Here is a 25,823-nt window from a genome sequence, read left to right as displayed (position 1 = left end):
ACGGAGGCGCCGTCAGATCTGTTCGTGAGTCTTCGGTGGCCGGGGTGATTCCCGGACCCGTTCGTTCTCCTGAGTGACCAAGGGCTGGATCTGCTGAAGTCCGTCGGCGATCGAGGTCACATCGTCGGCCGCGTCGCCGTCGAGCACGAACGCGTGAGGGATGGGCGGCACGTTGACTTCTTTCACGGTCGCGAATTCGCTGCCGGGGGAGCGACGGCGTCACGGTGCTCGCTGACGCGCAGCCCGTCGTCCAGGGCCCGGAAGCTGCGCGCGAACAGTGCACCGAGCGTGGCGCTGCCATCCTCGGCCCAAGTCAGGAGGGAGATCAGGACGGCCTGTGCTATCGCCGCGGAGATCACTCTGGCCTCCAGGGAACCGCTCGCCCGGCCTTCCGGAATCTCCAGCACGGCCTGCAGTTGAGCGGTCATGTCGTCGGCCTGCCGACGCATCGCATCCCAGATCGCGGGCTCGTTCGTGATCCGGAGGATGCGCCGGCGCACGAACGCCCGGCTGTCCGGAGCGAGTGAATCCACTCCGGCGGCCACCTCACCCAGCGCGGCCTGCACGGCGCTGAGCGTCGAGCCCTGACCCAGGCTCCCCGCGATGTTCGCCATCACTCCCTGGTCGTGGTCGTCCCACAGCACGACCTGCTCCTTCGTGCCGAAGTAGCGGTAGATCGAACTCGGGGAAACGCCCGCCGCGCGGGCTATGCCCTCGATGGTGACCTTCTGATATCCGTGCTCGTCGAACAGGTCCATCGCGAGCTGCTGGATGCGACGCATGGCGGCGAGCTTGCGTTGCTCCCACGCTCCCAAGGCTTCGCTCATCCGTCGGATCCTACGCCGGCACACTCACCCCGCCCGTCGATTGCGGGGTGCCGACGGCACGCGCTATCGTGCACATACCTGAGAGTGACTGTCAGATTGGGGAGGTGTTCGTGAGAGTCGGATCCCGCAGGTCGTCTTTCGTGGATGCCACCAGTGCAGGGACCTACTTCGAGAACCACTACGCCGCGATGCTTGACCAGTGGCCCGATCACGAGAAGCGCGAGGTCGAGGGCCGGTTCGGCCGCACCGTGGCGCTCGTGGCCGGACCGGTGGGAGCCCCCGACCTGGTGCTGCTGCATGGCCGATACACCCCCAGTCCGAGCTGGGCGCCGCTGATCCAGGAGCTGGCCACGCGCTACCGCGTCCACGCGATCGACACCATGGGTGAGCCGGGGCTCAGTTACAACGGCGGAGCCCCGCTGTGCAAGCGCGCGCACTACCCGGAGTGGCTCGGCGAGACCCTCGAGGGGCTCGGCCTGGGCTCGGTGCACCTGGCCGGCTATTCCTTCGGAGGCTGGCTCGCCGCCCGCTTCGCCATCGAACAGCCGCAGCGACTGCGATCACTGACCCTGCTGGACCCCGCGCAGGTCTTCGCCCCCTTCTCGCTGCGATGGATGCTGCAGTGCGTGCCGCCGTACCTGTTCCCGAGCGAGTCCACCGTGCGGAGACTGTTCGACTGGGCCGGCCAGGGTCGCGGGGGCCACCGCGGGCTGGTCGACCTCGCGACCTCAGGCATGCTCTCCTTCCGGATCCGGACTCCCGAGGCGGCCCTCATCTCTTCGAAGCGTCTGGCTGAGCTCAGCGTGCCGACGCAGCAGCTCATCGCCGAGCACACGGTCGTCCACGATCCGCAGCGCGCCCTGGTGGGCGCGGCCCGGATCAATTCCGCCGTCGACTCGCACCTGATCCGCGACAGCACCCACTTCCTGCCCTACGACCAGCCGGCGCAGGTGGCGGGGCGGCTGTGCGCGCTGATCGACCGCACCGAGGCGGCGCTCGCCGCAACACGTGGGTGAACGGGACGGACTCCTATGTCCGTCATCGAGATCGGCGTCCGGTACTGATGTTGTGGGTCAACGCCCACGAACGGGGAATTTCCGCCGAGCTCGAAGAGCGCTGCCGCCGAGTCTGACCCACCGGGAGCTCACGCCGGGCCGGCGCCCCGCAGGAACTGATCGGTGGCCCTGTCCGTCAGCTCGTCGAGCAGCGACACATCGACCATGTCTCCATTGATCAGTGTCGCGATGCCCTGCATCGTCGCGAACAGCACGATGCTCACCTGCTCGGGCTCCCCGGGCGCCACGTCACCGGATTCCTGCCCCTGCGTGATCAGGTCGAACAGCAGGGTGAAACCGGGCTCGGCGGCGGCGCGCACGTCCTCGGCGCCCTCGCGATGCTTGCTGGAGAACATCAGCTCCAGCAGGGCGGCGTTATCGGTCGCGAAGCGCACGAAGGTGTTCACGGTGGCTCGCAGCCGCGAGGGGAAGTCCTCGGCGGCCTCGCGCAGGGTGCGGCGCAGCTGGGCATCCAGGCGCTCGAAACCGGCGATCGCCAGCGCGTCCAGCAGTGCCTGCCGGTCGCGGAAGTGGCGACGCGGCGCCCCATGGCTCACGCCGATCCCGCGGGCGAGCTCACGCAGCGAGAGCTCCTCCTGCCCCTGCTCGCGCAGGGTGGCCTCGGCGGCGCTGAGCAGCGCATCGCGGAGGCTCCCATGGTGGTAGGGCCGGTCTCTGATCTCGTCCTGGGTCTCGGGCACATCCCGAGCATAGCGATGTAGGCATTGACAACCTAGTAGTCGGTGTCTACATTTCTGGCATGACTCCTTTCACCGTGGATAGCATCACCGACCTGACCGGGACCACCGCCGTGGTCACCGGCGCGAACAGCGGCATCGGCCGCGAGGCCGCTCGCATCCTGGCCGAGAAGGGCGCTCGCGTCCTGATGGCCGTGCGAGACACCGACAAGGGGGCGGCGGCCGCCCGCACCATGACCGGCGACCTCGAGGTGCGCCGCCTGGACCTCGCCGACCTCGGCTCCGTCCGGTCCTTCGCCGAGGAGGTGGAGGAACCGGTCGATCTGCTGATCAACAACGCCGGATTGATGATGCCTCCGCTGGGGCGCACGGCCGACGGTTTCGAGCTGCAGTTCGGAACTAACCACCTCGGCCACTTCGCCCTGACGAACCTGCTCCTGCCGCAGATCCGCGACCGCGTCGTCACCGTCTCCTCCGTCGGCCACCGCACCGGGGTCATCGACTTCGAGGACCCCAACTGGCAGCAGCGCCCCTACCGCGCAATGCGGGCGTATGCCCAGTCCAAGCTCGCCAACCTCCTGTTCACCTCCGAGCTCCAGCGCCGGCTCACGGCGTTCGGCTCCCCGGTGCGCGCGATGGCCGCGCACCCCGGTTTCGCGGCCACCGATCTTTTGCGCACCCCGCAGAACCGGATCGTGGACACGGTCGAGAAGGTCGTCCTGCGGGTCGTCGGGCACGACGCCGAAGGCGGCGCCCTGCCGTCCCTGCATGCGGCCCTCTCCGACCTCCCTGGCGACACCTACATCGGCCCTGGCGGCTTCCTCGAGGGGAGTGGAGACCCGTGGCCGGTGGAACGCTCCCGGCGCGCCTCGGACCCCGCTGCGGCCCGGCGGCTGTGGGCACTGTCCGAGGAGCTCACGGGCGCGACCTTCCCGCTCGTCGCGGCGAGCGCATCGGGCCAGCGCGTGGACTGACAGGGTGGACTGACAGGCAGGGCGTGCGCTCAGCCCGGGCGCGGCGCCGCCGCGCAGGCGCATCGTGGCCGGCTCGCACGGATCGTCGTGCGAGCCGGCAAGGTCACAGTGATGACCTAGGCCTCATCTCGCGGATGCTGGAACCAGTTCCCGCATAGACTCCAGACAGTTGTCCACGAAGAAGTCGACGACTCCGGAGCTCACCGGTCTTGACGTTCTTTCTTCACCTTCCTGGGGGATCACTATGTCTGCTGCAGAATCGTCCGCACCGTCCCAGCGCACCCGCAAGGTCCGCGCCCTCCTCGCCGGAGGGCTCGTCCTCGGCGTCGGCGCAGCGATCACCCTCGCCGCCTGGAACGACTCCGAGTTCGCCGGAGGCGAGTTCGAGGCCGGCACGTTCAATCTCGAGGGCAGCCTCGACGGAACCGCCTTCTCCGAGCATGCCTCGGAGGCTGCGGCCGCGCCGCTGGACTTCAGCATCGACCCCACGAACCTCTCGCCGGGCGATGCCGTCTCGGCGCCCTTCGCCGTTCGCCTCGACGCCGCCACCACCTACGACGCCAGCGCCGTGGTGGACGGCGTGACGACCACGGGCACCGTCGAGAATCTGACCTACGAGCTGACCTCCACCGACGGCTTCGGCTGCGGTACGGGCACCGCCGCGACCCTCATCGACGCCGGCACGGCGCTCGGTGGTGTCGACGCGGACGGCGCTGCCTTCGACCTGGCTGCAGGGACGGGGAGCGAGGCCGGTGCCACGGTGAACCTGTGCTTCACCGTGACCGCGGGCGAGAATCTCACGCAGGGCCAGTCGGGCACTGCCACCTGGGAGTTCCTCGCCACCTCCGCGAACTGATCCTGTCCTCGATGGCAACGGTCGGTGCGCGGAGCACGCCTCTGGGGCGCCCCTGGTGGGTGCGCCTGCGAGCCGTGCTCGCCACCGGCCTCGTCCTGGGGACGGGAGCAACCATGACCCTCGCGCAGTGGACCGACCAGACTCTGCCCCGAGGGGAGTTCTCCGCCTCGAGCTTCGAGGTCCAGGCGAACGCCTCCACGCCGTACACCCCGGGCGCCCCCTGGGCGCAGCACACCGATGACGCAGCCGTCCTGCAGCTGAAGGCCGGCGACATGACTCCCGGCTCCCGGAAGCACGCCGCCCTCGCACTGCGCACGACCCCCGACTCGCTCGGAGGAACTGCCCTGCTGGGGCCCGGGGAGATCGTCGCCGGTTCCAACACCGGCCTCGCCGGTGCACTGCGCTACCGGGTCGTCGTCTCCGCACTCTGCGACAGCAGCGTGTTCACCCCGAACGCCACCTACGTCGTGGGAGGACCCGAGACCTCCGCGCCGTTGACGACCGGGCAGGCTCCGGAAGCCCCGCTCACCCTCCTGGCCGCCACGCCCGGCGCTCCCGGCCAGCCGCTCCATCTCTGCGTCGAGGTGCTCCTCCCCGTCGGCGCGAACAACGCGCTGCAGGGTGCGCAGATGGAGGCCCGCTGGCGCATCACCTCGCTGTCGCAGACTCCATGACCCGCACCACCTCGCCCAGAAGGGAGACGACGATGGATCAGACCACCCAGCCGCGCCGCGGGTTCCTCACCCACCTCCTGAACGCCGTCCTCAACCTCGCTGCCGTGGGCGGCGCGATCTGCATCGCCCTGGTGATCCTCGCGGTCGTATTCGACATCAGCCTGATCCTGTTCAGCACCGGTTCGATGGCCCCGACCATCCCGCAAGGATCCCTCGCCGTGGTGCGCGAGGTCCCCGCCGCGCAGACGGAGGTGGGTGACGTGGTCACGGTGGACCGGGAGGACGACCTCCCCATCACCCACCGCGTCACCTCCGCCCAGCAGCTGCCGGACGGCCTCACGCAGCTCACCATGAAGGGCGACGCGAACGAGGCGGAGGACCCAGCCCCGTACTCGGTGACGGAGGTGCGCGAGGTGCTGTTCTCGATCCCCGGCCTGGCCAAACCCGTCGCCGCCCTGAACTCGCCCTACGTGTTGGGTGGGATCACCCTGGCGGTCAGCGCGCTGGTGATCTGGGCGCTCTGGCCGCGCCCCCAGAAGGCAGCGCCGCAGGAAGCAGATCCCGACACCGAGAGCGGGGCCGACGCATGATGACGGCTCGCACGGTGCGCCGCCGACGCGTCATCGCGCTCCTGGCCGGCGCGATGGTGCCCCTGGTGCTCCTGGCCGGCATGCTGCTTCCGGTCTCGATCCAGCAGACCGAAGCAGGATGGACCGCCGAGACCTCGGTCTCCGCCACGGCCGCCGCTGCGGTGATTCCGGCGCCACAGCTGACGGCGCAGTGCCAGTACCGGCCCGGCGTGCTCGGCCTGGGAGCCGAGGTGAGGATCCACTGGGCACTTCCCGCCGGCTACGAGCTCACCGACATCGTCTTCCAGAAGTCCTCCAACGGGTTGGGCAGCCTGCTGGAGCCGATCACGGGGTTCTCGGGAGTCAGCGGGACGACGAGGAACACCGACGGGACCTACACGACGACCGTTCCCGTCGGCCTGCTCGGTGGCCTCCTCGGCCTGGGATCCGGGATGAACCTGGGCGTCACGGTGAAGGACGACTCGGGCTGGACCTCGCAGCCGGCCCTCGTGATGGCGCGATCCGGGGCGGTCGCCGGGCTCGGTTCAGGATGCTGGAACCAGACGTGAGCGGCCGGCAACCGGGCCTGAGGGCACCGGCACCCTGATTCCGGCCCTCACCGCCGCACCGGGTTCTCCATCCACCCCGCATACAGCAGCGACTGCGCCTGGTCGCCGAGATCGACCATCTGCAGGGTGTTGCGCAGTTGCAGGCGGTTCAGACAGGAGTGGGCGAAGGTCCCGGCCCGCAGGTCCACGTCCCCGGCCAGTCCCTGCGCGGTGCCCTGGTGCTCGGCCTCGTAGCGATCCAGGACTGCGGCGACGGTGCGCCAGAAGGTGTCGGCGCTCAGCACCCCGTCCGCATCGAGGATGCCGCTCAGGTGGCGCAGAACTCCGTCGAACACGTCGGTGAAGATCGACAGCGCCTTCTCGCTCCCGGGCACCACGGCGCGCACCCGGCCCGCCTCCGCCGGCAGGTCTCGGTTCCCGAGCACCGCCATCTCCTCGCCGATGTCCTTCATGAACGCCCCGGCCACGGTGTGCTCGCGCAGGCGCAGGATGAGGTTCTCGCCGTGGGGCATGAACACCACGTCGTGGGCGAGCAGGGCGTGCACGAGCGGGGTCAGGTACGCCTGGAGGTAGGCGGCCAGCCACTGCTCGGGCTCCTGATCCGATGCCCGGATCAGGGTGGTCGCGAAGGCGGTCCCCTCGTGGTCGCGGTGCAGCAGGGAGGCCATGGTGACCGCCTGCTCGCCGTCAGCCAGAAGCGGGAGGGGGTTCTCGCGCCACAGCGCCGCCAGCATCTTGCGGTGCGGATTGGTGGCCGCGGTGCGGTGGTAGACGTCCCCGGTGTACCCCAGTGCGGCGCGTTCGCGCAGCACGGAGAAGCCGGCGGCTGCGAACGTCGCATCCTGGTCCACCACCCCCGCGATCCAGTCGTTGATCGCCGGGGTGTCGCGCATGTACTGCGGGGACAGGCCGCGCAGGAAGCCCATGTTCTGGATCGCGAGGGCCACCTTCACGTACGGCGCGCCGGTCCGGGTGCGGTTGAAGAAGGTGCGCAGTGACTGCTGTGCCTGGTGCTCGTCGCCGCCGGGGCCCAGCGGCACCAGGTCCCCGCGGGCGATATCGGCGGCGAAAGTGATCGGCAGCCGGTGCTCCGCCTGCCACGGGTGCAGCGGCAGCAGGTGGTACTCGGCAGGGTCCAGTCCGTTGTCCGTGAGGCGGCCGGTGAAGGCGGCGCTTTCCTCGGGGCTCAGGGCGGCCTCGAGATGCGACTGCTCGGACAGGCGGTGACCGAGCGAGAGGTGGCTGAGCGAGCGGCGCGCCGCCACCCACACCAGGCGGGTCCTCGCCCCGATCTCCGGCGCGTAGGCCCGGTAGTCGCTCAGCGAGTAGCCGATGCGACCGTTGTTGGCGAGGAACCCGGGGTGGCCCTCCGTCATCGCGGCCTCCACCGTCTGCAGATCCGCACCCAGCAGTTCGGCCGACGTCGGCCGGCGGCCCTCCTCCGCTTCGTGACGGGTCACGGCGCCGGCGGCGAATGTCGAGGCGAGCTCCTCGAGGTAGGTGGACAGGAGATCCTCCGGGATCTGGAGGGACTCCTGGAGGTCCAGGATGAGCTGCTGGACGTCCAGCGGCCGGGGAAGGTCGCCGACGTGCCGGGTGATCGAGTCCTCTTCGACCAGCCAGTGCTCCAGCGGCAGCACCCGTGCCCGGTAGGAGTACGTGGTCTCGCCCAGGTCCAGATGGAAGCGGCCCGCTGAGTCCGCGCGCGGAGCGATGATCCGTTCGTGGGCGAACTCGGCCAGCGCCTTGGCCACCAGGTGGCGGTGGCTGCGGTCGGCGACGCCGCGTTCGAGATGGGCCAGGGGGCTGCGCTCGCCGGGTCGGCCCTGCCCCAGCGGGCTGGCCGCGAAATCCTCCCGGGTGCAGACGCTCAGGGCCGCGCGCTTGGTGTTCCCCTCGGCCTCCAGGGTGATCTCGCGCAGCACCCGGAATCCGGCGGCCGCGTTCTTCGCCAGGATCTTTGTGTTGCGCACATCGGGCTCCACGACCAGACGCAGCGCGCCTAAGCCGCTGGGTGCGGCGGGAGCGTCCTGGCCACCCCAGTCGTGCGGGCTGCCTGGTTCGCGCAGGCAGAAGTCGACCACCTCGGCCATCACCGAGGCGGTGAAGCCGCCGATGGGGTCACCGTCCGGTGGGCCGATCAGCAGGTGCATGCCGAGATCCCCGGGCTGGGCGGCAAACTGCTCCGGGGGCAGCAGGATGCCGGGCGCGTAGGTCTCGACGTAGAACCGTGCGGCCCCGTCGCTGCGGCCGATCCAGCCGCTTGACTGCGGGTCACGGGTGCCGGTCTCGAGGTACTCGCGGACCTGGTCGAGGCGGTGGTCCTGCATCTGCCAGAAGGCGGCGTGAGGCGTCGTGAGCCAGGCGTGGATCGTGGCGGCGTCGCACGCGGGATCGACGGGTTCGAGGGTGAAGGTGCTCATGGGGTGATGCTCCTGAGACGGGGGAGGGTGGGAGACGGTCAGCGCGAGGTAGCCGAACCCGCTGTGGCGGGCGTGGCGCCGGGACGCGCGGGCTGTGGGGGCAGACCGAAGCTCTGGAAGGCGATGCTCTGCTCGATCGGATACGGCTCGCGACCGGTGATCGCGGCGAGCACGACGCTGGCCCGCCAGGGCCCGAAACCGAGATCCGGGGCGGTGACGCCGTGGGTGTGCTCCTCGGCGTTGAGCACGTGGATGCGCCCGGCCGCATCGACGGTGTAGTCCCGGGACACGTCCAGGCGGCCGCGGGCATCGAACCGGATCCGCTCGGCGATCGGATCCAGGAACGCGGGTGGGGAGGAGAGGTACCCGGTGGCGGCGATGACCGCCCCGGTGCGGTGCTCGCGCTGAGTGCCCAGTTGGCCGTGGCGCAGGGTCAGCACGTGCTCGCCGGTGGCCGCATCGTGGCGCGCGGCGGTCACGGCGACGTCGCTCAGCAGCGTGGTGGGCACTTCCCGCCCACCCTGGGACAGCCGGTACAGAGCCTCGTGGATGTCGTCGATCAGGTCGCCGCTGATGCCTTTGTACAGACCGCGCTGCTCCCGGCCCAGCTGCTCACGCAGCTCCTCGGGCAGGCCGCGGTAGTGATCGGTGTACTCCGGGGAGGTCAGCTCCAGGGACAGCTTCGTGTACTCCATCGGGAAGAACCGCGTGGAGCGGGTGACCCAGTCCAGCTGCACGCCGCGCGTGGTCGCCTCGTCCAGCAGGTCCCGGTACACCTCGGCGGCGGACTGCCCGGAGCCGACGATCGTGATCGACCCTGCCGCCAGCAGGCTCTCGCGAGCCGGCAGATAGTCCGCGGTGTGGAGCACCGGCCCGGCCGACGGGTCTGCGCCCGCCTGCGCGGCCAGCTCGCGCAGCGAGGGCGGGAGCTCCGGGTCGGTGCCGACGCCCAGCACCAGGTGGCGGCCGCGGTGCTGCTCGATGCCGATCACGGCGCCCGCCGCATCGAGCACCTCGGCGGTGACCAGGAAGGGCTCGTCGGCGCTGGCAGCAGTGTCGTCGGCCTCCCTCTCGACCGCGACCACGCGGCGGCGCCAGCGCAGTGACTCCAGGCGCTCGGCGACCCAGCGGCAGTAGGCGTCGTACTCGCTGCGCAGCGGGTAGAAGGACTCGCGGATGTAGAACGGGTAGAGCCGCCCGGTGGCCTTGAGGAACGCGAGGAAGGAGTACGGCGAGGTGGGGTCGGCCATCGTCACGAGGTCAGCGAGGAAGGGCACCTGGATGGTGGCGCCCTCCAGCATCATCCCGGGGTGCCAGCGGAACTCGCTCGCCTGGTCCAGGAAGATCGCGTCGACATCCGCCAGCGGCTCGGACAGCGCCGCCATGCCCAACCCGAAAGGGCCGATCCCGATACCGACCAGGTCGTGCACGTGCGGGGCGCTCATCGGGCACCCCCGGAGACGGTCTCGAGCTCCCGGTCGGACAGAGCGATACCGGCCAGGAGGCCGCGCGCCGTGGCGCGCACCAGGTCCAGCACGGAGGTGATGTCGGCGAGCGTCGCGTCCGGATTCAGCAGTGTCAGCTTCAACCAGGGCGTGCCGTCGATCGTGGTGCGGGCGACCATCGCGCGCCCGGAATCCACCAGGATGCGGCGGATCAGCGGCACCAGGCGGTCGCTGCTGGCGGCGTCCACTCCCGCGGGGCGGAATCGGAACAGCACGGTGCTCAGATCGGTGGCCCCGAGCACCTCGAAGTCGGCGTCCCGCTCCAGCAGGTCGTGTACCTCGGTGGCGAGATCGCAGACGGCATCGACCATGGCGCCCAGGCGGTCCGGCCCGATCGAGCGCAGCGTGGTCCACAGCTTCAGGGCGTCGAAGCGGCGGGTGGTCTGCAGGGACTTGTCGACCTGGTTCGGCTCGGCGTCCGGGCTCGCGGCTTCCCCTGCGGGATTGAGGTAGTCGGCGTGCCAGGTGGCCGCGGCGAGGTCTGCTCCGTTGCGCACGATCACGGCGCTCGAGGAGACCGGCTGGAAGAACGTCTTGTGGAAGTCGATGGTCACCGAATCGGCCCGCTCGATGCCCTCCAGCAGGTACCGCCGGGCGGGGGCGATCAGCAGCCCGCCGCCATAGGCGGCGTCCACGTGGAGCCAGGTCCCGGACGGCTCGCACAGCTCGGCCACGGCGACCAATGGGTCGATGACGCCGCGGTCGGTGGTCCCCGCCGTCACCGAGACCGCCATGACGACGTCGCCCGCAGCGGTGACCGCCTCGAGCGCGGATCCCAGTGCAGCGGGGTCGATCCGGCCGTGCTCATCGCAGTCGATGTTGACCACTGCCTCCTCGGGCAGCCCCAGGAGCATCGCGGAGCGGGCCACGGAGAAGTGCCCGGCAGGGCTCGTGAGCAGTCGCAGGCGGCCGATGGCCTCAGCGCGGGGGAGTGCGCTCGAGGCCAGGGCGCGTTCCCGGGCCAGGAACAGGGCCTGCAGGTTCGACTGGGTGCCCCCGGAGGTGAACACGCCGTCCCCGTGCGCAAAACCGACTCGCCGCGCGGTCCAGGAGACCAGACGGCGCTCCATGAGGGTCGCCACCTGGGACTGGTCGTAGGTGTCCACCGAGGTGTTGATCGCCGCGAGCATCGCCTCGGCGGCGACGGCCGGCAGCACCACGGGGCAGTTCAGATGGGCGGTGTATGCGGGGTGGTGGAACCACACGGCGTGCGCGGCGTACAGCGAATCCGCCTCCCGCAGCGCGGCCTGGTCGCCGATCCCCTCGCCGTCGAGATCGACCGCCTCGACCAGGCGTTCCAAGGTGTGCCGGTCCGGGCCGCTGGACGGGGAGGTGACGGTGTGGAAGCGGCCGGCTACTGCGTCGACCACCTCGTGCAGGAGATGGGCGTACCGGTCGGCGCTGGCCGCATTCAGCAGTGCGGTCGCAGCGACGGGGTGGCCGGGGCGGGAGCCCGGCGAGGCCGGGAGGGCGGTCGCGGGATCGGCCTGGGGGTGACCGAGCACGGCAGGGCCGTCGTCGGTCCTCGGAGCGAGCCCGGGCGCGAGTGAGTCGTAGTGCAGAGGTGGCATGAGGCAGGGAAGCCTTCCGGCGACGAGGGGCACGACACCGGCCCCGAACTAGGTGAGGGTTGCCTACCCTAAGTTCGACTTACTGTGAGAGCGCAAGCCGTCGATGCTTGCGAGGTGATATTCACCACGCCGTCTCTGACCTGGTCGGATGCCTGAAATCTCCGAACTTCCCGGTCGCCGATGCATGGTGTTGATGTCGCCGTGATGTTCCGACAGTGTCTCGTCGCCGGCTCGTGTGCTCGCGGGGACGCCTGTTCGTCCGCTCTTCGTCAGGGGCCGAGCAGAGCCTCCGCGAGCGGGTCGTCGACGATGAGCACGTCGATGAGGCCGCCGCGTACGGCTGCGCGGACCGCGTCGGCGCGGTGGGCCCCGGCGCACGCCCCGATCACCGTGCCGATCGCGCGCAGCTGATCGAGGGTCAGGCCGACGATCCGTTCGTCGACGCCGACATCGATCGCGTGTCCCTCGTTGTCGATGACGCGACCGGAGATGACTGCGGTCGCACCGGCGTCCGCTGTTCTCGCGACGAGTTCTTCTGGCAGCAGCGGCAGGATCGACGACCCTTCACTCGTCCAAGTTCCGATGCCCACCACGGCATGGTCTACCTGCGCGCCGCGCGACATGACTCCTGCGATCTCCGGCGCGCGCATGAGGGCTGAGGCGATGTCTCCGGACGGGGCCACCAGCGGAGCGTAGATCGGGTGGGCCGTGCCTTCTGCGATGCGAGCGACCTGGCGGACCACCTCTACCGAGCCCACCCGGTCTCCGGGGAATGTCAGGGCCCCGGCGAGCTGCACGACGTCGCACGGGGCCATCTGCCGCAGCTTGCCGGGCATCATCTCAACGATCCGGGACCAGACGATCCCGAGCATCTCGCCGGCGCGCACGGTGTCGGAGACGTAATCGGCCAGGCCCTGAGCGACGGCGTCGAGGCTGGGGTACGGCGGCGCGCCGCGACCGCGATCGACCACGATCACCTCACGGACGCCGAGGGCCTCCTCGACCCGTTTGGCGAGGCCGTCAGCGGAGGTGTCCCTGTCCTGGACGCGGATGGTGACGATTCCGGTCTCTCGAGCCTCGGTGAGGAGGCGCGCCACCTGCCATCGGCTCAACCCGGTCTCTTTGGCGATGTCGACCTTCGAGCGGTCATGGAGGTAGTAGGCGCTGGCCACGTCGAGCATCAGGGCTCTGCTGATCGCTTCGGTTCGTCGCCTCGTATCTACCACGTGCCCACTATTGCACATCTGAGCGTTCTGGAGGATCACGCTTGCGCGACCATGTGTGACCTCCTACACTCTCACCAACATTCGAGCAGTCCACGGACTGCTCATCTGTGCACAGCGTTTCCGGGTCCAGAGAGGGCACCATGTCCGAGGCACGTCCCAACATCGTCTTCGTGATCACCGACCAGCAGCGTTTCGACACGATCGCTGCGCTCGGGCACGAGCACGCGATCACTCCGAACCTCGATCGACTCGTCCGTGCGGGGACGTCGTTCACCCGGACCTACGTGACCTCACCGTCCTGTGCGCCGTCCCGAGCGAGTCTCTTCACCGGGATGTACCCGCACACCACCGGGGTGCTCAAGAACAACGATCCCTGGAAGCACTCCTGGGTGGAGATGCTCGCGGACTCCGGGTACCGCTGCGTCAACGTCGGCAAGATGCACACGTACCCCTACACCACGAGCGTCGGATTCCACGAACGCCATGTGGTGGAGAACAAGGACCGCTCGAACCCCACGCTTCCCTTCTTCCTCGACGAGTGGGACAAGGCGTTCCGCTCCCGCGGTCTCGTCAAGCCGGACCGCGCGACGAAGTACCGCGCTCTCGAGGACTACCGGGAGCGGCTCGGCGCCTTCGAATGGGAGGCGCCGGACGACCTCCACGTGGACAACTTCGTCGGCGGTCTCGCTTCGCACTGGCTCGACGTCTATCCGGGTCAGGAGCCCTTCTTCCTGCAAGTCGGGTTCCCCGGCCCGCACCCTCCGTACGATCCGACCCCCTCGGCGCTCGCGCAGTACGACGGTGTGGAGATGCCTGCTCAGCACGACTCGGCGGAGGATCGGGCGAGCCAGCCCTACGCCGTCAAGGATTTGATCCGGGACAACCTCGAGGTCGATCACGACGGCATCGTGCATCTCGAGCACCCCACGCCCGAGCAGGTCTCCCGGCAGCGCCGCCACTACATGGCGAACGTGACGATGATCGACGAACAGCTCGGGCAGATCGTCGACGCTCTCCAGCGGCGCGGTGTGCTCGAGGAGACCGTCATCATCTTCACGTCCGATCACGGGGACTGCCTCAACGACCACGGACACATCCAGAAGTGGTCCATGTACGAGCCGAGCGTTCGCGTGCCCGCGGTGGTCTCCGGGCCAGGGGTGATGATGGACCGGCAGCTCGACGGGCTCACCGCGTTGTTCGACCTGGGCCCGACCGTTCTCGAACTCGCGGGGATCACGCCCCCGGCGTGGATGGAGGCCCAGTCGCTCGGTCCCGCGCTGCGCGGCGAGGAGTACGCCGGCAGGGAGTTCGCCTTCTCCGAGCACGCCCGGGACATGGTCCTGCAGAAGACCGAGCTCATGACGATGGTGCGCGACGAGCGCTACAAGCTCGTCGAGTTCATCGACCACGACGACGGTCAGCTGTTCGACCTCCAGTCGGATCCGCACGAGATGTCGAACCTCTGGGACCATCCCGCGTCCCGTCCTCAGCGCGATCATCTCTCACGCGTGATCTCCCGATGGAGGGCCGAGAGCGAGCTCCACACAGCTGATTGGTCCGCAACGTTCCGCTGACCCCTGCATCTGCCCCGTACCCCCGTAGGTCACCACCCCAGTTACGAAGGAGTAGCGATATGCGCATGACACCGCCCCGAGGCATGGTCCTTCTGGTCGCCGCTGCAGCAGTCAGTAGCACGGTCACCGGCTGCGCCGACAACAGCGCCGGCGAGGCGGGTGCTGCCTGCGACACGATCTCGATGGTCGTCCCCTACGCGCCGGGAGGAAGCTCGGACACCGTCGGCCGAGCGCTCGCGGACGCCGTGAGCAAGAACGACGGTATCCGCGTCGAGGTCACCAACCCCACCGGGGCCAACGGAACGGTCGCCGCGACGGAGGTCGCGACGCAGAGGCCCGACCCCTGCCAGGTGATCTACCTGCCCAACGGCCCGTTCGCGTCCATGCCGTACTTTCAGGACGTCCAGTTCGAACCCGGCGACTTCCGCGGGATCGCGGCGGTGAACGAGGAGCCGATCGTGCTCGTGGTCAACGCCGAGAGCTCGTGGCAGAGCATCCAGGACCTCCGCACCGAAAAGGATCATCGTTTCACCTACGCCAATTCGGGGACTGGCAGCTATACGCAGCTCGCCGTGGCGCAGACCTTCTCCCAGCTGGGGAAGGAGGCAGAAGGGATCCCGTTCGACGGCTCTGCTCCGGCGATCACGGCCCTTCTCGGTGGTCAGGTGGATGCGGTCGCCGTGCATCCGGGCGAAGCTATGCAGTACCTCGAGTCCGGCGACCTCCGCGCGATCGCTGTGTTCGGCGCAGAACCGCTGGAGTCGCTGCCGGACGTACTGACCGCCCTCGAACAGGACGTGGACGTCGAACGCTCCGTGTGGAAGGCGATCTACGCGAGCGCGGAGATCCCCGACGACGCTGCCGCCGAACTCGAGCGGACCTTCCAGGAAGCCCGCGACTCGGAGTCGGTCCTCACCACGCTCGAGAGCCTGCACTCCGAGCCATCGAGCGTTCCTGCGCAGGAGCTGGTCGAGAAGCTCCAGGCCGAGCACGACGAGAACAAGACCACCTTCGCCGAGCTCGGAATCACCGATGGCTGAACGAGCTGCCGCAGCATCTGACGCAGAAGAGCCCGATATGGAGAATGCGCACACCCCATCCGACCCACTCATGGATGGGGACCAGGCAGTACCGGTCACCTTGCCGGGACACAGCGTGCTCAAGCCCCTCGGGGCTGCCGTGCTGGCCATCCTCGGAGTCGGGGCAGCAGTCTGGGCCATCACCTTCGACGTCGGCTCGCTGGACCGACCCGGTGCCGGACTATGGCCGGTGACCCTGGGCAGTGCACTCGCCGTCAGCGCGGTGGTCTTCCTGCTCTTCAATCGCGACGGCAAGGAAGGCGCCTTCGGCCGGGAACAGATCGATGCGTTGATCGCGATCGCGTCGATCGTCGCGTTCATCGTCCTCTTCCAGCACGTGCACTTCGTGGCAGGCGCGCTCGTCCTGATGGCGGGCTGTCAGGTGGCGGCTGGCGCGAGAAAACCCCTCTCGATCGCCGTCACCTGCGTTCTGGCGACCGCTGCCGCATGGGTGCTCTTCTTCGTGATCCTCGGCGTCTCGACACCGCTGTAACTCACCGCCTCGAACCAGACACGAACACCGAGAAACCGAGGTCACGCTGATGGAAGAGTTCCTGCTGGGACTGTCGACCGCCTTCACGCTGCACAACCTGTTGATCGTCTTCATCGGAGTACTGGTCGGAAACCTGATCGGGGTGCTCCCGGGACTGGGGTCAGCCGGGACGATCGCACTGCTCCTCCCGATCACCTTCGCGATGCCGCCGGAGTCGGCCATCATCATGCTCGCCGGCATCTTCTACGGTTCTGCCTACGGCGGCACCATCACCTCGGTGCTCCTGAAGATCCCTGGTGAGGCGACGACCATCGTCACCACCTTCGACGGATACCAGATGGCGCGCAAAGGTCAGGGGGGAGTGGCGCTCGGAGTCTCAGCCATCGGCTCGTTCGTGGGCGGGACGGTCGCGATCGCAGGGCTGCTCTTCCTTGCGGCGCCCATCGCGAGGCTCGCTCTCGGATTCGGACCCGCAGAGTACGCGCTGCTCGCCCTGGTCGGGATCGTGCTCGTGGCTTATTTGGCCAACGGAGGCCTGCTGCGCGGAATCGTGGTGGCCTGCCTCGGGCTCCTCCTCGCCGCCATCGGTACGGATCCGATCGACGGCACCGCCCGATTCACGATGGGGGTTCCAGGGCTCGCCGGCGGGATCGAGTTCACGGCGGTCGCGATGGGGCTGTTCGGTATCGGCGAGCTCCTTCATACGATCGAGGAGTCCAAACGCAATCCGCCGCAATCGTTGGGCTACGGCCGGGTGCTCCCGAATCGGCAGGAGATGAGGTCATCCACGGGGCCGTTCGCTCGCGGATCGGTGATCGGCTTCCTCCTCGGCATACTCCCCGGCGGTGGAGCAACGATCGCGTCGATGGCCTCCTATGGCATCGAGAAGCGAGTCTCGAAGCATCCGGAGAAATTCGGGACGGGAGCGATCGAAGGCGTCGCTGGCCCGGAGACCGCGAACAATGCTGCGGCGAATGCCTCGTTCATTCCGCTCCTCAGCCTGGGCATCCCAGCGAACACGACGATGGCTGTGATCTTCGGTGCACTGATGATCCAGGGGATCACACCTGGTCCTCAGCTCATCCAGACCCATCCGGAGGTCTTCTGGGGCGTGATCGTCTCGATGTTCATCGGCAACATCATGCTTCTCGTCCTGAACATTCCCTTGATCCACCTCTTCACCCGACTCCTCAGTGCGCCGATGCGCTTCCTGGGTCCACTCACCCTCCTGGTGACCGTGGTCGGGGTGTACAGCGTCAACAATTCGATATTCGACATCTGGATCGCGCTGATCTTCGGTGTGCTCGGCTATGTGATGAAGAAGTTCGGCTTCGAGGTGGCGCCGTTGGCGCTGGCCTTCGTGCTCGGGCCCTTGCTGGAGGCCAATGTACGTCGCGGGCTGCTCCAGTCCGATGGCTCGTTCGGAATCTTCGCGAGCAGCCCTGTCTTCGCGGTTCTGGTCGTAGGAGCGCTGCTGTGGGCCGTCATCGGGTGGACGGGACGGCGTCGTGCATCCTCGCGTGAGTCCGTGACGCTAAGGAGGTGAACAGGTCATTCGAGGCGCACGCTGGATGGAGGCCACCGGCGACGCCATCGCCGGTGGCCTCCAGATATTGGGCCCTCGGCGCCCCGTCCCTCAGCGCCCGTACGCCCGCGCCGGGATCTGCGTGGCGAGCTTCCCGCCGGAGACGTCCAGGAGCGTGCCGGTGATGTAGGAGGCGGCGTCACTCGCCAGGAAGATCAGCAGGTTGGCGACATCGTCCGGGCTCTCCCAGCGGCGCAGGGAGAGGGTGTCCAGCAGGCGGTCCTGCGCCTCGGTGGGCATCTCGGCGAACCCGTTCATCGCGGTGGGCACCATGCCGGGAGCGTAGGCGTTCACGGTGATGTCCCAGGGGCCCAGTTCGGAGGCGAGCACACGGGTCAGCTGCACCACTGCGGACTTCGAGGCGGAGTAGGCGGCGCTGGCCACGCTCGGGACGATCGCCGCGAAGGAGGCGGCGTTGATGATCCGCCCGCCGCCGGCGGCCTGCATGAGTGGGGCGACAGCCTGGCTCATGAGGAAGACTCCGCCCACGTTCACGTCGAAGCAGGCCTTCCAGCGCTCCCAGGCGATCTCCGCCACGGGGCCCTCGACATTGATGCCGGCATTGTTGACGAGCACGTCGATGGTGCCGTGGCGTCGTGCTACCTCATCCACCGCGGCCTGGACGGATTCAGGGTCCGTCACGTTGCACAGCACCTGCTCGACGGGATGGGCCGCGACGGGTTCTTCCGCGGGATCGGGGAAGGCGAGGTCGAACGCCACCACCGTCGACCCCTCGCCGGCGAACCGCTGCGCGATCACCGCTCCGATGCCGCGCGCGGCGCCCGTCACCACGACCACCTTGTTCCTGAGATCCAGCTCCATCGCGTCGTCCTTCCCTGGTGCCGGTTCGACCGGCGGCTCGCGTCGGCGCGCCCCGTCGGCGCACTCCCGAATAAGCATACTATTGGGGCCTGCCGTGTCCTGTCGTCCCGAGCACGGCGGCACGAGCAGACCGGGACGAGATGCGACAGCACCATGAAGGGGACCACATGACTGACACCGAGAAGCGCGCGCTCTGGATCACCGGCGGAGGCAGCGGCATGGGCCGCGCGGTCGCCCGCGCCGCCGCTGGGAACGGATGGTCCGTCGCCGTCAGCGGGCGCCGACGCGACGTGCTCGAGGCCGTGGTCGCCGAGATCACCGCTGACGGCGGTGACGCGATCGCCGTGCCGCTGGACGTGCGCGATCGCAGCGCCGTGAACCAGGCGGCCCAGAAGGTGGTCGAGGCGTTCGGAGGCCTCCACGGCCTGGTGCTCGCCGCCGGGCAGAACGCTCCGCGCCGCCGCTGGGACGACCAGGACATCGAGGAGTTCGAGGCCATCGTGGGGACCAACCTCACCGCCGTGGCGACCGCCGTCGATGCCGCCCTGCCGCACCTGCGCGCGAGCCAGGGGACCGTCGTGGCCATCTCCTCGTACGCCGGCTGGAGCTTCCAGCCGGGAGCGGGCGTGGCCTACTCCGCCAGCAAGACCGCTGTCTCCTCCCTCGTGCGCTCCCTGAACCAGCAGGAAGCGGCCCACGGAGTGCGCGCCTGCCACCTGTGCCCCGGGGACGTCGCCACGGACTTCCTCGAGCAGCGACCCCAGGTGCCCGACGCCGCCGCCCGCGCGGTGATGCTCAGCCCCGAGGACATCGCGCGCACCGTCAGCTTCGTGCTCGAGTCCCCGGCGCACGTGCGCATCGACGAGCTGGTCGTCTCTCCCGTGTCCCAGGCGTGACGGCGAGCGGAACCGCCTTCGACCGCGCGCTGGACCTGCTGGGCCGTGCGATCGTCGACGGGGAGCTGCCCGTCGGCCACACCGACACCATCGAGGGGCTCGTCGAGCGCGCCGGCGTCTCGCGCAGCGTGGTGCGGGAGGTGACCCGGGTGCTCGGCTCCCTGGGCATGCTCAGCGCCGGGCGCCGGGTCGGCCTGCGCGTGCTCGGCGGCGAGCACTGGGACGTGCTGGATCCCCTGGTGATCCGGTGGCGGCTCCACGGCCCCGAGCCCCAGGAGCAGATCGACGAGCTGCGCGCGCTGCGCCACGCGATCGAGCCCGCCGCCGCGGCCGCCGCGGCCACGGCGGTCCAGCGCGGCCAGCGGGAGACGCAGACGCTCGAGGACGCGATCACCGCGATGCGTCGCGCGGCGGGCGCCCCGGAGGCCGCCGCCTTCCTGCAGGCAGACCGTGCCCTGCACGCCGCCGTGCTCGGCCTCTCCGCCAACAGCATGTTCACCCGGCTGCGCGCCGTGATCGATGAGGGCTTGCAGGAGCGGGCGCTGCGCGAGCGCGCCGAGCTGCTGCCGGATCCGCACGACGTGGAACTGCACGGGCGCGTCGCCGAAGCCATCCTCGGAGGCGACGCCGAGGCGGCCGCCTCGGCGATGCGGGAGATCGTCGAGCGCACGACGCGGGCGGCGCGCTGATCGGAGCGACGCCGGCTCTGACCGCTGCTGCTCAGAGCCCGACGCGAGGGTCCGGCTCGCCGAATCCTGCGGGAAGCCGGACCGGGCAGAACTGCTGCATGGTCGGGTCGACGTAGGCCTGGGCTGCCGCGACGGCCGCTTCCGGGGTCTCGGACTGCTGGTTGAGGCTGCCCTGCATCATCATCATCGCGTCCCAGAGCTTCGTCCCGACCGGCAGAGGCGGGCGGGAGCGGGCGAACTCCATGATCTCGACGAAGAACTGAATGCTCGGGTCCCAGGCCTCGCGGTCCTTGATGGCCTGCAGATTCGTGGGGATCCGGGAGATCTGCGGCATGAGGATCTTCTGCCCCTCGTACCCGGCGTAGAACTTCATCAGCTTCCATGCGGCCTCGGACATGCTCGACCCCTTCGGCATCGCCAGCCCGAAGCCGCCGGCCCAGGTGAAGGGATCATCGCCCTCCTCGGCGACCGGCACGTGGGTCACGCCGTAGCGCATGTCCGGTTTGTAGTCGGTCTGGGACTGGACGCCCCACGGGCCGGAGATCTGGAACATCTGCCGGTCCGAGAAGAAGGAGGTCTGGGTCGGCGGGGCGTTCGGCGGTTGGTAGGTCGCCTTGAAGGCGTCGACGCGGGAGTACTGGAGCCGCTCGACCCAGCCCGCGTATTCCGTGGCGACGTCCAGCATCGCCGGCGAGTCCAGCGCCATGGCGCAGCTGTCATCGTCGAAGAAGGTGGCGCCGAACGCCATCGCCCACATCAGCAGCGATGCCTCACCGTCCCAGGGGATCCAGGTGAGCTGCTCGTAGGTGCCGCGCTCGTCCTGGACGTCGAAGGCGTCGCTGATCTCCCACAGCTGAGACAGCGTCATCGGCCCGTTCGCCGGATCCAGCAGCGCCGGATCGACCCCGGCGGCCTCGGTGAGGTCCTTGTTGTAGTACATGGCGCGGGTGTCGGTATCCATCGGCAGCCCGTACCACTGGCCGTCGTAGAACAGCTCGTCCGTCGAGAACTTCACCCACCCCGCCATGAACTCCTCGGGATCCACGCCCTCGTACTCCTCGATGAGAGCGTTGATCGGTTCGAGAAGCCCGAGCGAGGCCATCTCGGCGCCGCTGAAGCGCCCCATGAAATAGACGTCCGGCCCGGTGCGGCCGCGGACGGCCGTGATCACGGAGGAGGCATCGCCCTGGGAGTTGCTGGGCACCTGCGAGACGGCGACGGTGACCTCCGGGTTCTGCTCGGTGAAGGCCTCGATCACTTCGGCCTCCTTGTCCTCGTCGCTCGCCCAGATGCCCCACATGGACACCGTGTTCGGGTCTCGGTCTGCTCCGATGGGCCGGTTGGTGCATCCGGTGATGGCGCCGCCGGAGACGGTGACGGTGCCTCCGGCGGCGAGCGTGCTCAGGAAGGCGCGTCGATCGATCATGTGAACTCTCCCGCGGTGATGTCGTGGACGATGAACCCCTGGAACTCGACGGCCCGGGTGACGTGGTCAGGTCTCACGCCTGGTAGGTGTGCCCGGTGGGGTCGCCGGCAGCGGCGACGAGTCCGTGCCCGAGGCCGTGGCCGAGGATGTGGTGGTTCGTCGGCGGATCGGCGGGAGCGGTGGGGAGCGAGGTCATCGTCGACCTTTCCTCTGGTGGGGGCGTGGGAGCGTTCAGCGGTCCGTAGCCGTGAACGTACCGAGCGCGACCGGCTGGTCGATAGGCAGAGGGCGGACGCATGGGTTCGCGCAACGGACGCGGCCCGGCCATCCGATCCGAGGCAACAGGTCGGGCGCGGGTCGGCGAAGTGAGGCGAGCCGAGCCATGCTCGGCCTGGGCTCAGCTCGGATCAGGGGACCGGTACCGCGCCACGTACCGCTCGAAGTCCCAGGGCTCGCGGGTCTCGGTGCCGTCGAGGAAGTCGGTCGCCGCCTGCCGACCGCTCTCGTACAGCAGGTCGTGGTCCGCCTCCGAGAGGTCGAACTTGGTGGGTCGGACCGCGGCGGTGTCGATGAAGATCGTGCGGGCGAGGGAGTGGGAGGCATCGATGTGCAGGCGGTCGTGGAATCCGGTCACGGTATCGAGCACCGCCTTGCCGAAGGACAACGGCCCCGTGATGCGATTGGCGATGCCGAAATCCGCCTCGGGCCGCGCGGAGAGCTTGATGCCGAAGGTGGGCCACCGCGGGCTCTGACCCGCCGGCAGGTCGAACACCGAGACCGGGAAGTTGGACAGGAGTCCACCGTCGACGAGCCACGCCGTCCGACCGAACGCGTTCTTCCACTTCGCCGGGCGGAAGACGAGGGGGATCGACACCGAGGCGCGCACGGCGTCGACCACTCGCAGCTGACTCGGATCGATCCCGAACGCCTCCGCGTCGCGCGGGAGGAAGCGCAAGCGGCCGGCGGAGAGATCGGACGCGGTGATCACGAGTCGGAAGAGCTGCGAGGGGGGCAGCTCGCGCTCCGGATCCGGGTCGCGATACAGGAGATCGGCGAAGGTGCCGGTCCACTCGCGGTCGCCGTGGGCCTGGAGCTGCTGCGTGAGCCAGCTGGTCAGGTACTTCCCGCGGTAGACGCCGTTGTGGAGCAGGATGCTGATCGCCTTGCCCAGCAGGAAGCGGGTCCAGAAGGGCCCGTCCTGGAAGCGGCGATAGTCGGTCTCCCGCAGGATCTGGACCATGGTGGACGCCGGGATCCCGGCAGTGATCAGGGCGCCGGCGATCGCCCCGGCAGAGGAGCCGGCGACCCGATTGACGCTGTAACCGCGCTCCTCGAGCACTTCGAGCGCACCGGCCAGGGCGATGCCCTTGACCCCTCCGCCCTCCAGGACGAGGTCGATGCGTTGTGCGCCTCCGTCGTCGGGCGCGGACCTGTGGGGCCTGGACTCGTCGGGCGCGGAGCCGTGGGGCCCAGATGGCGAAGGCTGCGCGGTGACCATGGAGTCACTTTAGGGCAGGAGGCCGTTCCGTCGGCTCTGACCTCGTTCAATCCCGCGCAGAAATACTCGCGCGGCGCATCGTCGACCTCTTGCACTGGATTCTTGCTAAATCGCGACTATCCACTTAAAAGGTCCAAAGCGGACATAGCGGATGAAATAGCTAATGCTGGACACGAGTCGACAGGAAGCTGTCTCAAAACGACTCAGGCGGACATCCGCGCAGGTCACGAGGTTACTTGCGGGTCATAAGACGTTTTGCCTGGTCGGCCCGGAAAAACGCCTCCGACCAGCCATGCGGCGTTTGTAACGTTCCCACAACAAGTCGATCTGCAGCGGGGAAATCGTGCTTTTCCTGGTCGTTCGATGAAAACCTCACGGGGTCACTGTCGTGACACCCGTCTTGCGTCTCGGACCCTTCCCCACCGCTGCGCACGGCCCCCACCCCACAACAAGATGGAGCGAAAGTGGAAAGTCTGCAGACACCACCACCGCCCGCGTCTCGACGGCGGTCACACCTGTTCAAGGGTGTCATCGCGTCGGTCGCTACGGCGGGCTTGACCCTGATGTCGGTACCACCGGCTCTCGCTGCCGAGGACGATCTGTCCGAGGCGCTCGGGCGTGTGATCAACGCCGATGCGCTCAGTCTCGATCTCGCGGACGCCGGCACCAGTGCATCCGGCTTCCCCAGCGATGCGGGCCCCAACGCGAACCCGCTGAACGTCGGCGCCCTTGACGCGCTGAATCTCGATCTCGGCACGCTGACCCTCCCCCTGGTCGGCGACGAGAACAACGTCGGCCTGCTCCACCTCGGCGAGGTGGGTGCGGTGTCGAGCTTTGCCGAGTCTCCGGACGGCATGACATCCACCGCCAGTGCGGGTGCGGTCGGTGAGGGCGGCGCCCTCGACCTCGACGGCATCGAGAACGGCACCTACGGCAGCGCCGAGGTCGATCTGACCCAGCTGCTCGATCAGGCCGGCGTGAGCGGGTTGACCGACGAGATCGTCGACGAGCTCTCGCTCCAGCTCGGCGCGCTCGGGTCCACCGCGAACGCAGCGAACGGCGAGACCAGCTCCGAGTACGTCGTCGCAGACGGCCAGCTCCTGATCAGCTCCCCGCTGGTCGGCGGCGTCTCCACAGAACTTGACACGGCACTGACCGACGTCGGCACCGTGCTCAACGGTGCGGTGGGTACTGACGGCGCCCTGGGCACCATTGCCAACGAGGCTGCGATCGACCTCGACATCGGCCTCATCGCGGTCGAGGCCGGCGGCGGCACGATCGGCGTCAGCGGTCTCGACGCTGCACTCGATCAGGCGAGCACCTCGCTGCTCGCCGAGCCGCTCGTCGACGAGAACGAACTCGTGTCCATCGACCTGGCCAACGGCACCATCGCCGTGGATCTCCAGAAGCTCGGTGGCGCGGACGGTCTGAACGGACTTCCGGCCAACACCGAGCTGCTCGACGCGGACACCATCGCACTCATCACCGGTGCGGTCACCGAGGCGCTCGGCACCCTGACCGAGAGGGTCGGCCAGGTCCTCATCGACGACGTCTTCAACAATGTCGGGCTGACCATCGAGCTCCCGGCCAACGTCTCGACTCTGGGCCTGCCCGCAGCGAATGTCGACATCGTCGTGGAGACCACGCTGGGTCAGCTCGCTGGCACTGCCGAGGGTGAGCCGACGATCGATATCGACGGCAGCCTGCTCGGCATCATCCCGATCGGGACTCTGCTCGGCGCTCTGACGACCCCCGTGCAGGACCTGCTGATCGCTCCTCTTCAGGGAGTGGTCGGTGGCGTGGTCGACACCGCGACGACCGGTCTGACCGACTCGCTCGACGGTGTCATCAACCCGCTGCTGGAGACCCTCTCTCCGGTGCTCTCGGGCGTGCTCGCCGAGGTTGTCTCGGTGACCATCAACGAGCAGCCCGAGCCGGGTTACCTCGGTGACGAGTCCTTCACGGTGAATGCTCTCAGCCTGGAGCTGCTGCCCAACCTGGCTGCGGTGAACGTCGATCTGGCGTCCTCCACGGTGCGCGCGGCCGCCGAGGTCTTCGAGCCGACGGTCACCCTTGATCCGGGAACTGTTGAAGACGGCGGAACCACGGTCGTGACGGGTGAGGGCTACCCGCCGAACACCGATGTCTCCGTTCAGCTGGTTGACGTCGACGGAAACAACGTCGGCGACCCCGTGGTCGTGACCACCGATGGTGAAGGTGGCTTCACCACCGACCTGGTTGTCCCCGAAGGCACGGAAGCAGGCGACTTCGAGGTCGTCGGCACCGCAACCTCCGGTGAGGAAGCTGCCGCGCCGCTCGTCGTCACCAATGCTGAGGATCCGACGGACGACAACACGGCGGAGAACACCGAGGTCAACACCGAGGTGAACACTGACGTCAACACCGAGGTGAACACTGACGTCAACACCGACGTGAACACCACGGAGAACGACGCGGACAACACGACGGACAACACCGACGTGAACACCACGGAGAACGACGCGGACAACACGACGGATAACACCGACGTGAACACCACGGAGAACGACGCGGACAACACGACGGATAACACCGACGTGAACACCACGGAGAACGACGCGGACAACACGACGGATAACACCGACGTGAACACCACGGAGAACGACGCGGACAACACGACGGATAACACCGACGTGAACACCACGGAGAACGACGCGGACAACACGACGGATAACACCGACGTGAACACCACGGAGAACGACGCGGACAACACGACGGATAACACCGACGTGAACACCACGGAGAACGACGCGGACAACACGACGGACAACACCG

General features: G+C 68.5%; 24 protein-coding genes. 13 read left to right on the top strand and 11 right to left on the bottom strand.

All coding sequences use genetic code 11. The annotated features are described in order from the left end of the window. Positions 1 to 12 precede the first annotated feature (12 nt). Positions 13 to 171 (bottom strand): hypothetical protein, encoded by a 159-nt coding sequence (locus INT51_RS13525; protein ID WP_193105854.1) that lies wholly within the window; start codon positions 169 to 171, stop codon positions 13 to 15. 11 nt (positions 172 to 182) lie between these two features. After that, positions 183 to 827: a TetR/AcrR family transcriptional regulator gene (locus INT51_RS13520; RefSeq protein WP_193105853.1), complete on the bottom strand. Its 645-nt coding sequence runs from the start codon at positions 825 to 827 to the stop codon at positions 183 to 185. A 140-nt stretch (positions 828 to 967) separates the two neighbouring features. On the opposite strand from INT51_RS13520, the gene INT51_RS13515 reads away from it, so the two are divergent. Then, a complete protein-coding gene (locus tag INT51_RS13515; protein WP_193105852.1) occupies positions 968 to 1,843 on the top strand; it encodes an alpha/beta fold hydrolase in 876 nt (291 codons plus the stop codon). A 128-nt stretch (positions 1,844 to 1,971) separates the two neighbouring features. Here the strand turns inward: INT51_RS13515 and INT51_RS13510 are convergent, their stop codons facing one another. Continuing rightward, complete coding sequence (locus INT51_RS13510) at positions 1,972 to 2,583, bottom strand: TetR/AcrR family transcriptional regulator (RefSeq protein WP_193105851.1); 612 nt, start codon at positions 2,581 to 2,583, stop codon at positions 1,972 to 1,974. Positions 2,584 to 2,642: 59 nt separating this feature from the next. Between INT51_RS13510 and INT51_RS13505 the strand changes: the two genes are divergently transcribed. From INT51_RS13505 to INT51_RS13485, 5 genes are all read left to right on the top strand, one after another. Continuing rightward, positions 2,643 to 3,554: an oxidoreductase gene (locus INT51_RS13505; RefSeq protein WP_193105850.1), complete on the top strand. Its 912-nt coding sequence runs from the start codon at positions 2,643 to 2,645 to the stop codon at positions 3,552 to 3,554. A 244-nt stretch (positions 3,555 to 3,798) separates the two neighbouring features. Then, positions 3,799 to 4,410, top strand: coding sequence for a SipW-dependent-type signal peptide-containing protein (locus INT51_RS13500; RefSeq protein WP_193105849.1), 612 nt, complete (start codon positions 3,799 to 3,801; stop codon positions 4,408 to 4,410). An 11-nt stretch (positions 4,411 to 4,421) separates the two neighbouring features. After that, a complete protein-coding gene (locus INT51_RS13495) occupies positions 4,422 to 5,084 on the top strand; it encodes a hypothetical protein (protein ID WP_193105848.1) in 663 nt (220 codons plus the stop codon). Positions 5,085 to 5,116: 32 nt separating this feature from the next. Continuing rightward, positions 5,117 to 5,674 carry a signal peptidase I gene (locus INT51_RS13490; protein ID WP_193105847.1) on the top strand — a complete coding sequence of 186 codons (558 nt, stop codon included), beginning with the start codon at positions 5,117 to 5,119 and terminating at the stop codon, positions 5,672 to 5,674. Next, a complete protein-coding gene (locus tag INT51_RS13485; RefSeq protein WP_193105846.1) occupies positions 5,671 to 6,222 on the top strand; it encodes a hypothetical protein in 552 nt (183 codons plus the stop codon). Before INT51_RS13490 ends, INT51_RS13485 begins: the two co-directional genes overlap by 4 nt. Positions 6,223 to 6,269: 47 nt before the next feature. Here INT51_RS13485 and INT51_RS13480 read toward each other — a convergent pair whose 3' ends face one another. The 4 genes from INT51_RS13480 to INT51_RS13465 form a co-directional block, all read right to left on the bottom strand. After that, the gene (locus INT51_RS13480) at positions 6,270 to 8,645 is read right to left on the bottom strand and encodes a GNAT family N-acetyltransferase (protein ID WP_193105845.1); all 2,376 of its coding nucleotides are present in this window, start codon (positions 8,643 to 8,645) and stop codon (positions 6,270 to 6,272) included. A 38-nt stretch (positions 8,646 to 8,683) separates the two neighbouring features. Further along, positions 8,684 to 10,090 carry a lysine N(6)-hydroxylase/L-ornithine N(5)-oxygenase family protein gene (locus tag INT51_RS13475; protein WP_193105844.1) on the bottom strand — a complete coding sequence of 469 codons (1,407 nt, stop codon included), beginning with the start codon at positions 10,088 to 10,090 and terminating at the stop codon, positions 8,684 to 8,686. Next, entirely contained in the window at positions 10,087 to 11,721 is a 1,635-nt protein-coding gene (locus tag INT51_RS13470; RefSeq protein WP_193105843.1) for a pyridoxal-dependent decarboxylase, read from the bottom strand. Before INT51_RS13470 ends, INT51_RS13475 begins: the two co-directional genes overlap by 4 nt. A 269-nt stretch (positions 11,722 to 11,990) precedes the next feature. Continuing rightward, positions 11,991 to 12,947, bottom strand: a complete 957-nt coding sequence (locus INT51_RS13465) for a sugar-binding transcriptional regulator (RefSeq protein ID WP_193105842.1) — start codon at positions 12,945 to 12,947, stop codon at positions 11,991 to 11,993. Between the two features lie 140 nt (positions 12,948 to 13,087). Between INT51_RS13465 and INT51_RS13460 the strand changes: the two genes are divergently transcribed. The 4 genes from INT51_RS13460 to INT51_RS13445 all read left to right on the top strand — a co-directional run bounded on the left by INT51_RS13460 (position 13,088) and on the right by INT51_RS13445 (position 17,639). After that, the gene (locus INT51_RS13460; RefSeq protein WP_193105841.1) at positions 13,088 to 14,521 is read left to right on the top strand and encodes a sulfatase; all 1,434 of its coding nucleotides are present in this window, start codon (positions 13,088 to 13,090) and stop codon (positions 14,519 to 14,521) included. A gap of 65 nt (positions 14,522 to 14,586) precedes the next feature. Further along, on the top strand, positions 14,587 to 15,561 hold the full coding sequence (locus INT51_RS13455) for a tripartite tricarboxylate transporter substrate binding protein (RefSeq protein ID WP_193105840.1): 975 nt from the start codon (positions 14,587 to 14,589) through the stop codon (positions 15,559 to 15,561). Beyond that, positions 15,554 to 16,093, top strand: coding sequence for a tripartite tricarboxylate transporter TctB family protein (locus INT51_RS13450; RefSeq protein ID WP_370540810.1), 540 nt, complete (start codon positions 15,554 to 15,556; stop codon positions 16,091 to 16,093). Before INT51_RS13455 ends, INT51_RS13450 begins: the two co-directional genes overlap by 8 nt. Positions 16,094 to 16,142: 49 nt before the next feature. Continuing rightward, positions 16,143 to 17,639: a tripartite tricarboxylate transporter permease gene (locus tag INT51_RS13445; RefSeq protein WP_193105838.1), complete on the top strand. Its 1,497-nt coding sequence runs from the start codon at positions 16,143 to 16,145 to the stop codon at positions 17,637 to 17,639. Positions 17,640 to 17,729: 90 nt separating this feature from the next. Here INT51_RS13445 and INT51_RS13440 read toward each other — a convergent pair whose 3' ends face one another. Continuing rightward, the gene (locus INT51_RS13440; protein WP_193105837.1) at positions 17,730 to 18,500 is read right to left on the bottom strand and encodes an SDR family NAD(P)-dependent oxidoreductase; all 771 of its coding nucleotides are present in this window, start codon (positions 18,498 to 18,500) and stop codon (positions 17,730 to 17,732) included. 167 nt (positions 18,501 to 18,667) lie between these two features. On the opposite strand from INT51_RS13440, the gene INT51_RS13435 reads away from it, so the two are divergent. After that, complete coding sequence (locus INT51_RS13435; protein ID WP_193105836.1) at positions 18,668 to 19,396, top strand: SDR family oxidoreductase; 729 nt, start codon at positions 18,668 to 18,670, stop codon at positions 19,394 to 19,396. Next, positions 19,393 to 20,085, top strand: a complete 693-nt coding sequence (locus INT51_RS13430; RefSeq protein WP_193105835.1) for a FadR/GntR family transcriptional regulator — start codon at positions 19,393 to 19,395, stop codon at positions 20,083 to 20,085. Before INT51_RS13435 ends, INT51_RS13430 begins: the two co-directional genes overlap by 4 nt. 31 nt (positions 20,086 to 20,116) lie before the next feature. Here the strand turns inward: INT51_RS13430 and INT51_RS13425 are convergent, their stop codons facing one another. The 3 genes from INT51_RS13425 to INT51_RS13420 form a co-directional block, all read right to left on the bottom strand. After that, on the bottom strand, positions 20,117 to 21,511 hold the full coding sequence (locus tag INT51_RS13425; RefSeq protein WP_193105834.1) for an extracellular solute-binding protein: 1,395 nt from the start codon (positions 21,509 to 21,511) through the stop codon (positions 20,117 to 20,119). A gap of 73 nt (positions 21,512 to 21,584) precedes the next feature. Beyond that, positions 21,585 to 21,707 carry a hypothetical protein gene (locus INT51_RS22550; RefSeq protein WP_255509787.1) on the bottom strand — a complete coding sequence of 41 codons (123 nt, stop codon included), beginning with the start codon at positions 21,705 to 21,707 and terminating at the stop codon, positions 21,585 to 21,587. Between the two features lie 201 nt (positions 21,708 to 21,908). Further along, positions 21,909 to 23,009, bottom strand: coding sequence for a patatin-like phospholipase family protein (locus tag INT51_RS13420; protein ID WP_193105833.1), 1,101 nt, complete (start codon positions 23,007 to 23,009; stop codon positions 21,909 to 21,911). A gap of 563 nt (positions 23,010 to 23,572) precedes the next feature. On the opposite strand from INT51_RS13420, the gene INT51_RS13415 reads away from it, so the two are divergent. Beyond that, positions 23,573 to 25,823 (top strand): choice-of-anchor G family protein (locus INT51_RS13415; protein ID WP_193105832.1); only part of this gene is annotated, 2,251 nt, incomplete at its 3' end.

The sequence above is a fragment of the Brachybacterium sp. FME24 genome (assembly GCF_014897705.1).
Lineage (GTDB): Bacteria > Actinomycetota > Actinomycetes > Actinomycetales > Dermabacteraceae > Brachybacterium.
Note: the sequence above shows the minus strand (reverse complement) of the source record. Positions and strands in the feature narration are given on the sequence as shown.

Bases quoted from the DNA above. Each gene is read 5' to 3' on its own strand.
- INT51_RS13520 (WP_193105853.1), bottom strand. From the start codon at position 827: ATGAGCGAAGCCTTGGGAGCGTGGGAGCAACGCAAGCTCGCCGCCATG.
- INT51_RS13505 (WP_193105850.1), top strand. From the start codon at position 2,643: ATGACTCCTTTCACCGTGGATAGCATCACCGACCTGACCGGGACCACC.
- INT51_RS13500 (WP_193105849.1), top strand. From the start codon at position 3,799: ATGTCTGCTGCAGAATCGTCCGCACCGTCCCAGCGCACCCGCAAGGTC.
- INT51_RS13495 (WP_193105848.1), top strand. From the start codon at position 4,422: ATGGCAACGGTCGGTGCGCGGAGCACGCCTCTGGGGCGCCCCTGGTGG.
- INT51_RS13490 (WP_193105847.1), top strand. From the start codon at position 5,117: ATGGATCAGACCACCCAGCCGCGCCGCGGGTTCCTCACCCACCTCCTG.
- INT51_RS13485 (WP_193105846.1), top strand. From the start codon at position 5,671: ATGATGACGGCTCGCACGGTGCGCCGCCGACGCGTCATCGCGCTCCTG.
- INT51_RS13480 (WP_193105845.1), bottom strand. From the start codon at position 8,645: ATGAGCACCTTCACCCTCGAACCCGTCGATCCCGCGTGCGACGCCGCC.
- INT51_RS13475 (WP_193105844.1), bottom strand. From the start codon at position 10,090: ATGAGCGCCCCGCACGTGCACGACCTGGTCGGTATCGGGATCGGCCCT.
- INT51_RS13470 (WP_193105843.1), bottom strand. From the start codon at position 11,721: ATGCCACCTCTGCACTACGACTCACTCGCGCCCGGGCTCGCTCCGAGG.
- INT51_RS13460 (WP_193105841.1), top strand. From the start codon at position 13,088: ATGTCCGAGGCACGTCCCAACATCGTCTTCGTGATCACCGACCAGCAG.
- INT51_RS13455 (WP_193105840.1), top strand. From the start codon at position 14,587: ATGACACCGCCCCGAGGCATGGTCCTTCTGGTCGCCGCTGCAGCAGTC.
- INT51_RS13450 (WP_370540810.1), top strand. From the start codon at position 15,554: ATGGCTGAACGAGCTGCCGCAGCATCTGACGCAGAAGAGCCCGATATG.
- INT51_RS13445 (WP_193105838.1), top strand. From the start codon at position 16,143: ATGGAAGAGTTCCTGCTGGGACTGTCGACCGCCTTCACGCTGCACAAC.
- INT51_RS13440 (WP_193105837.1), bottom strand. From the start codon at position 18,500: ATGGAGCTGGATCTCAGGAACAAGGTGGTCGTGGTGACGGGCGCCGCG.
- INT51_RS13435 (WP_193105836.1), top strand. From the start codon at position 18,668: ATGACTGACACCGAGAAGCGCGCGCTCTGGATCACCGGCGGAGGCAGC.
- INT51_RS13425 (WP_193105834.1), bottom strand. From the start codon at position 21,511: ATGATCGATCGACGCGCCTTCCTGAGCACGCTCGCCGCCGGAGGCACC.
- INT51_RS22550 (WP_255509787.1), bottom strand. From the start codon at position 21,707: ATGACCTCGCTCCCCACCGCTCCCGCCGATCCGCCGACGAACCACCAC.
- INT51_RS13420 (WP_193105833.1), bottom strand. From the start codon at position 23,009: ATGGTCACCGCGCAGCCTTCGCCATCTGGGCCCCACGGCTCCGCGCCC.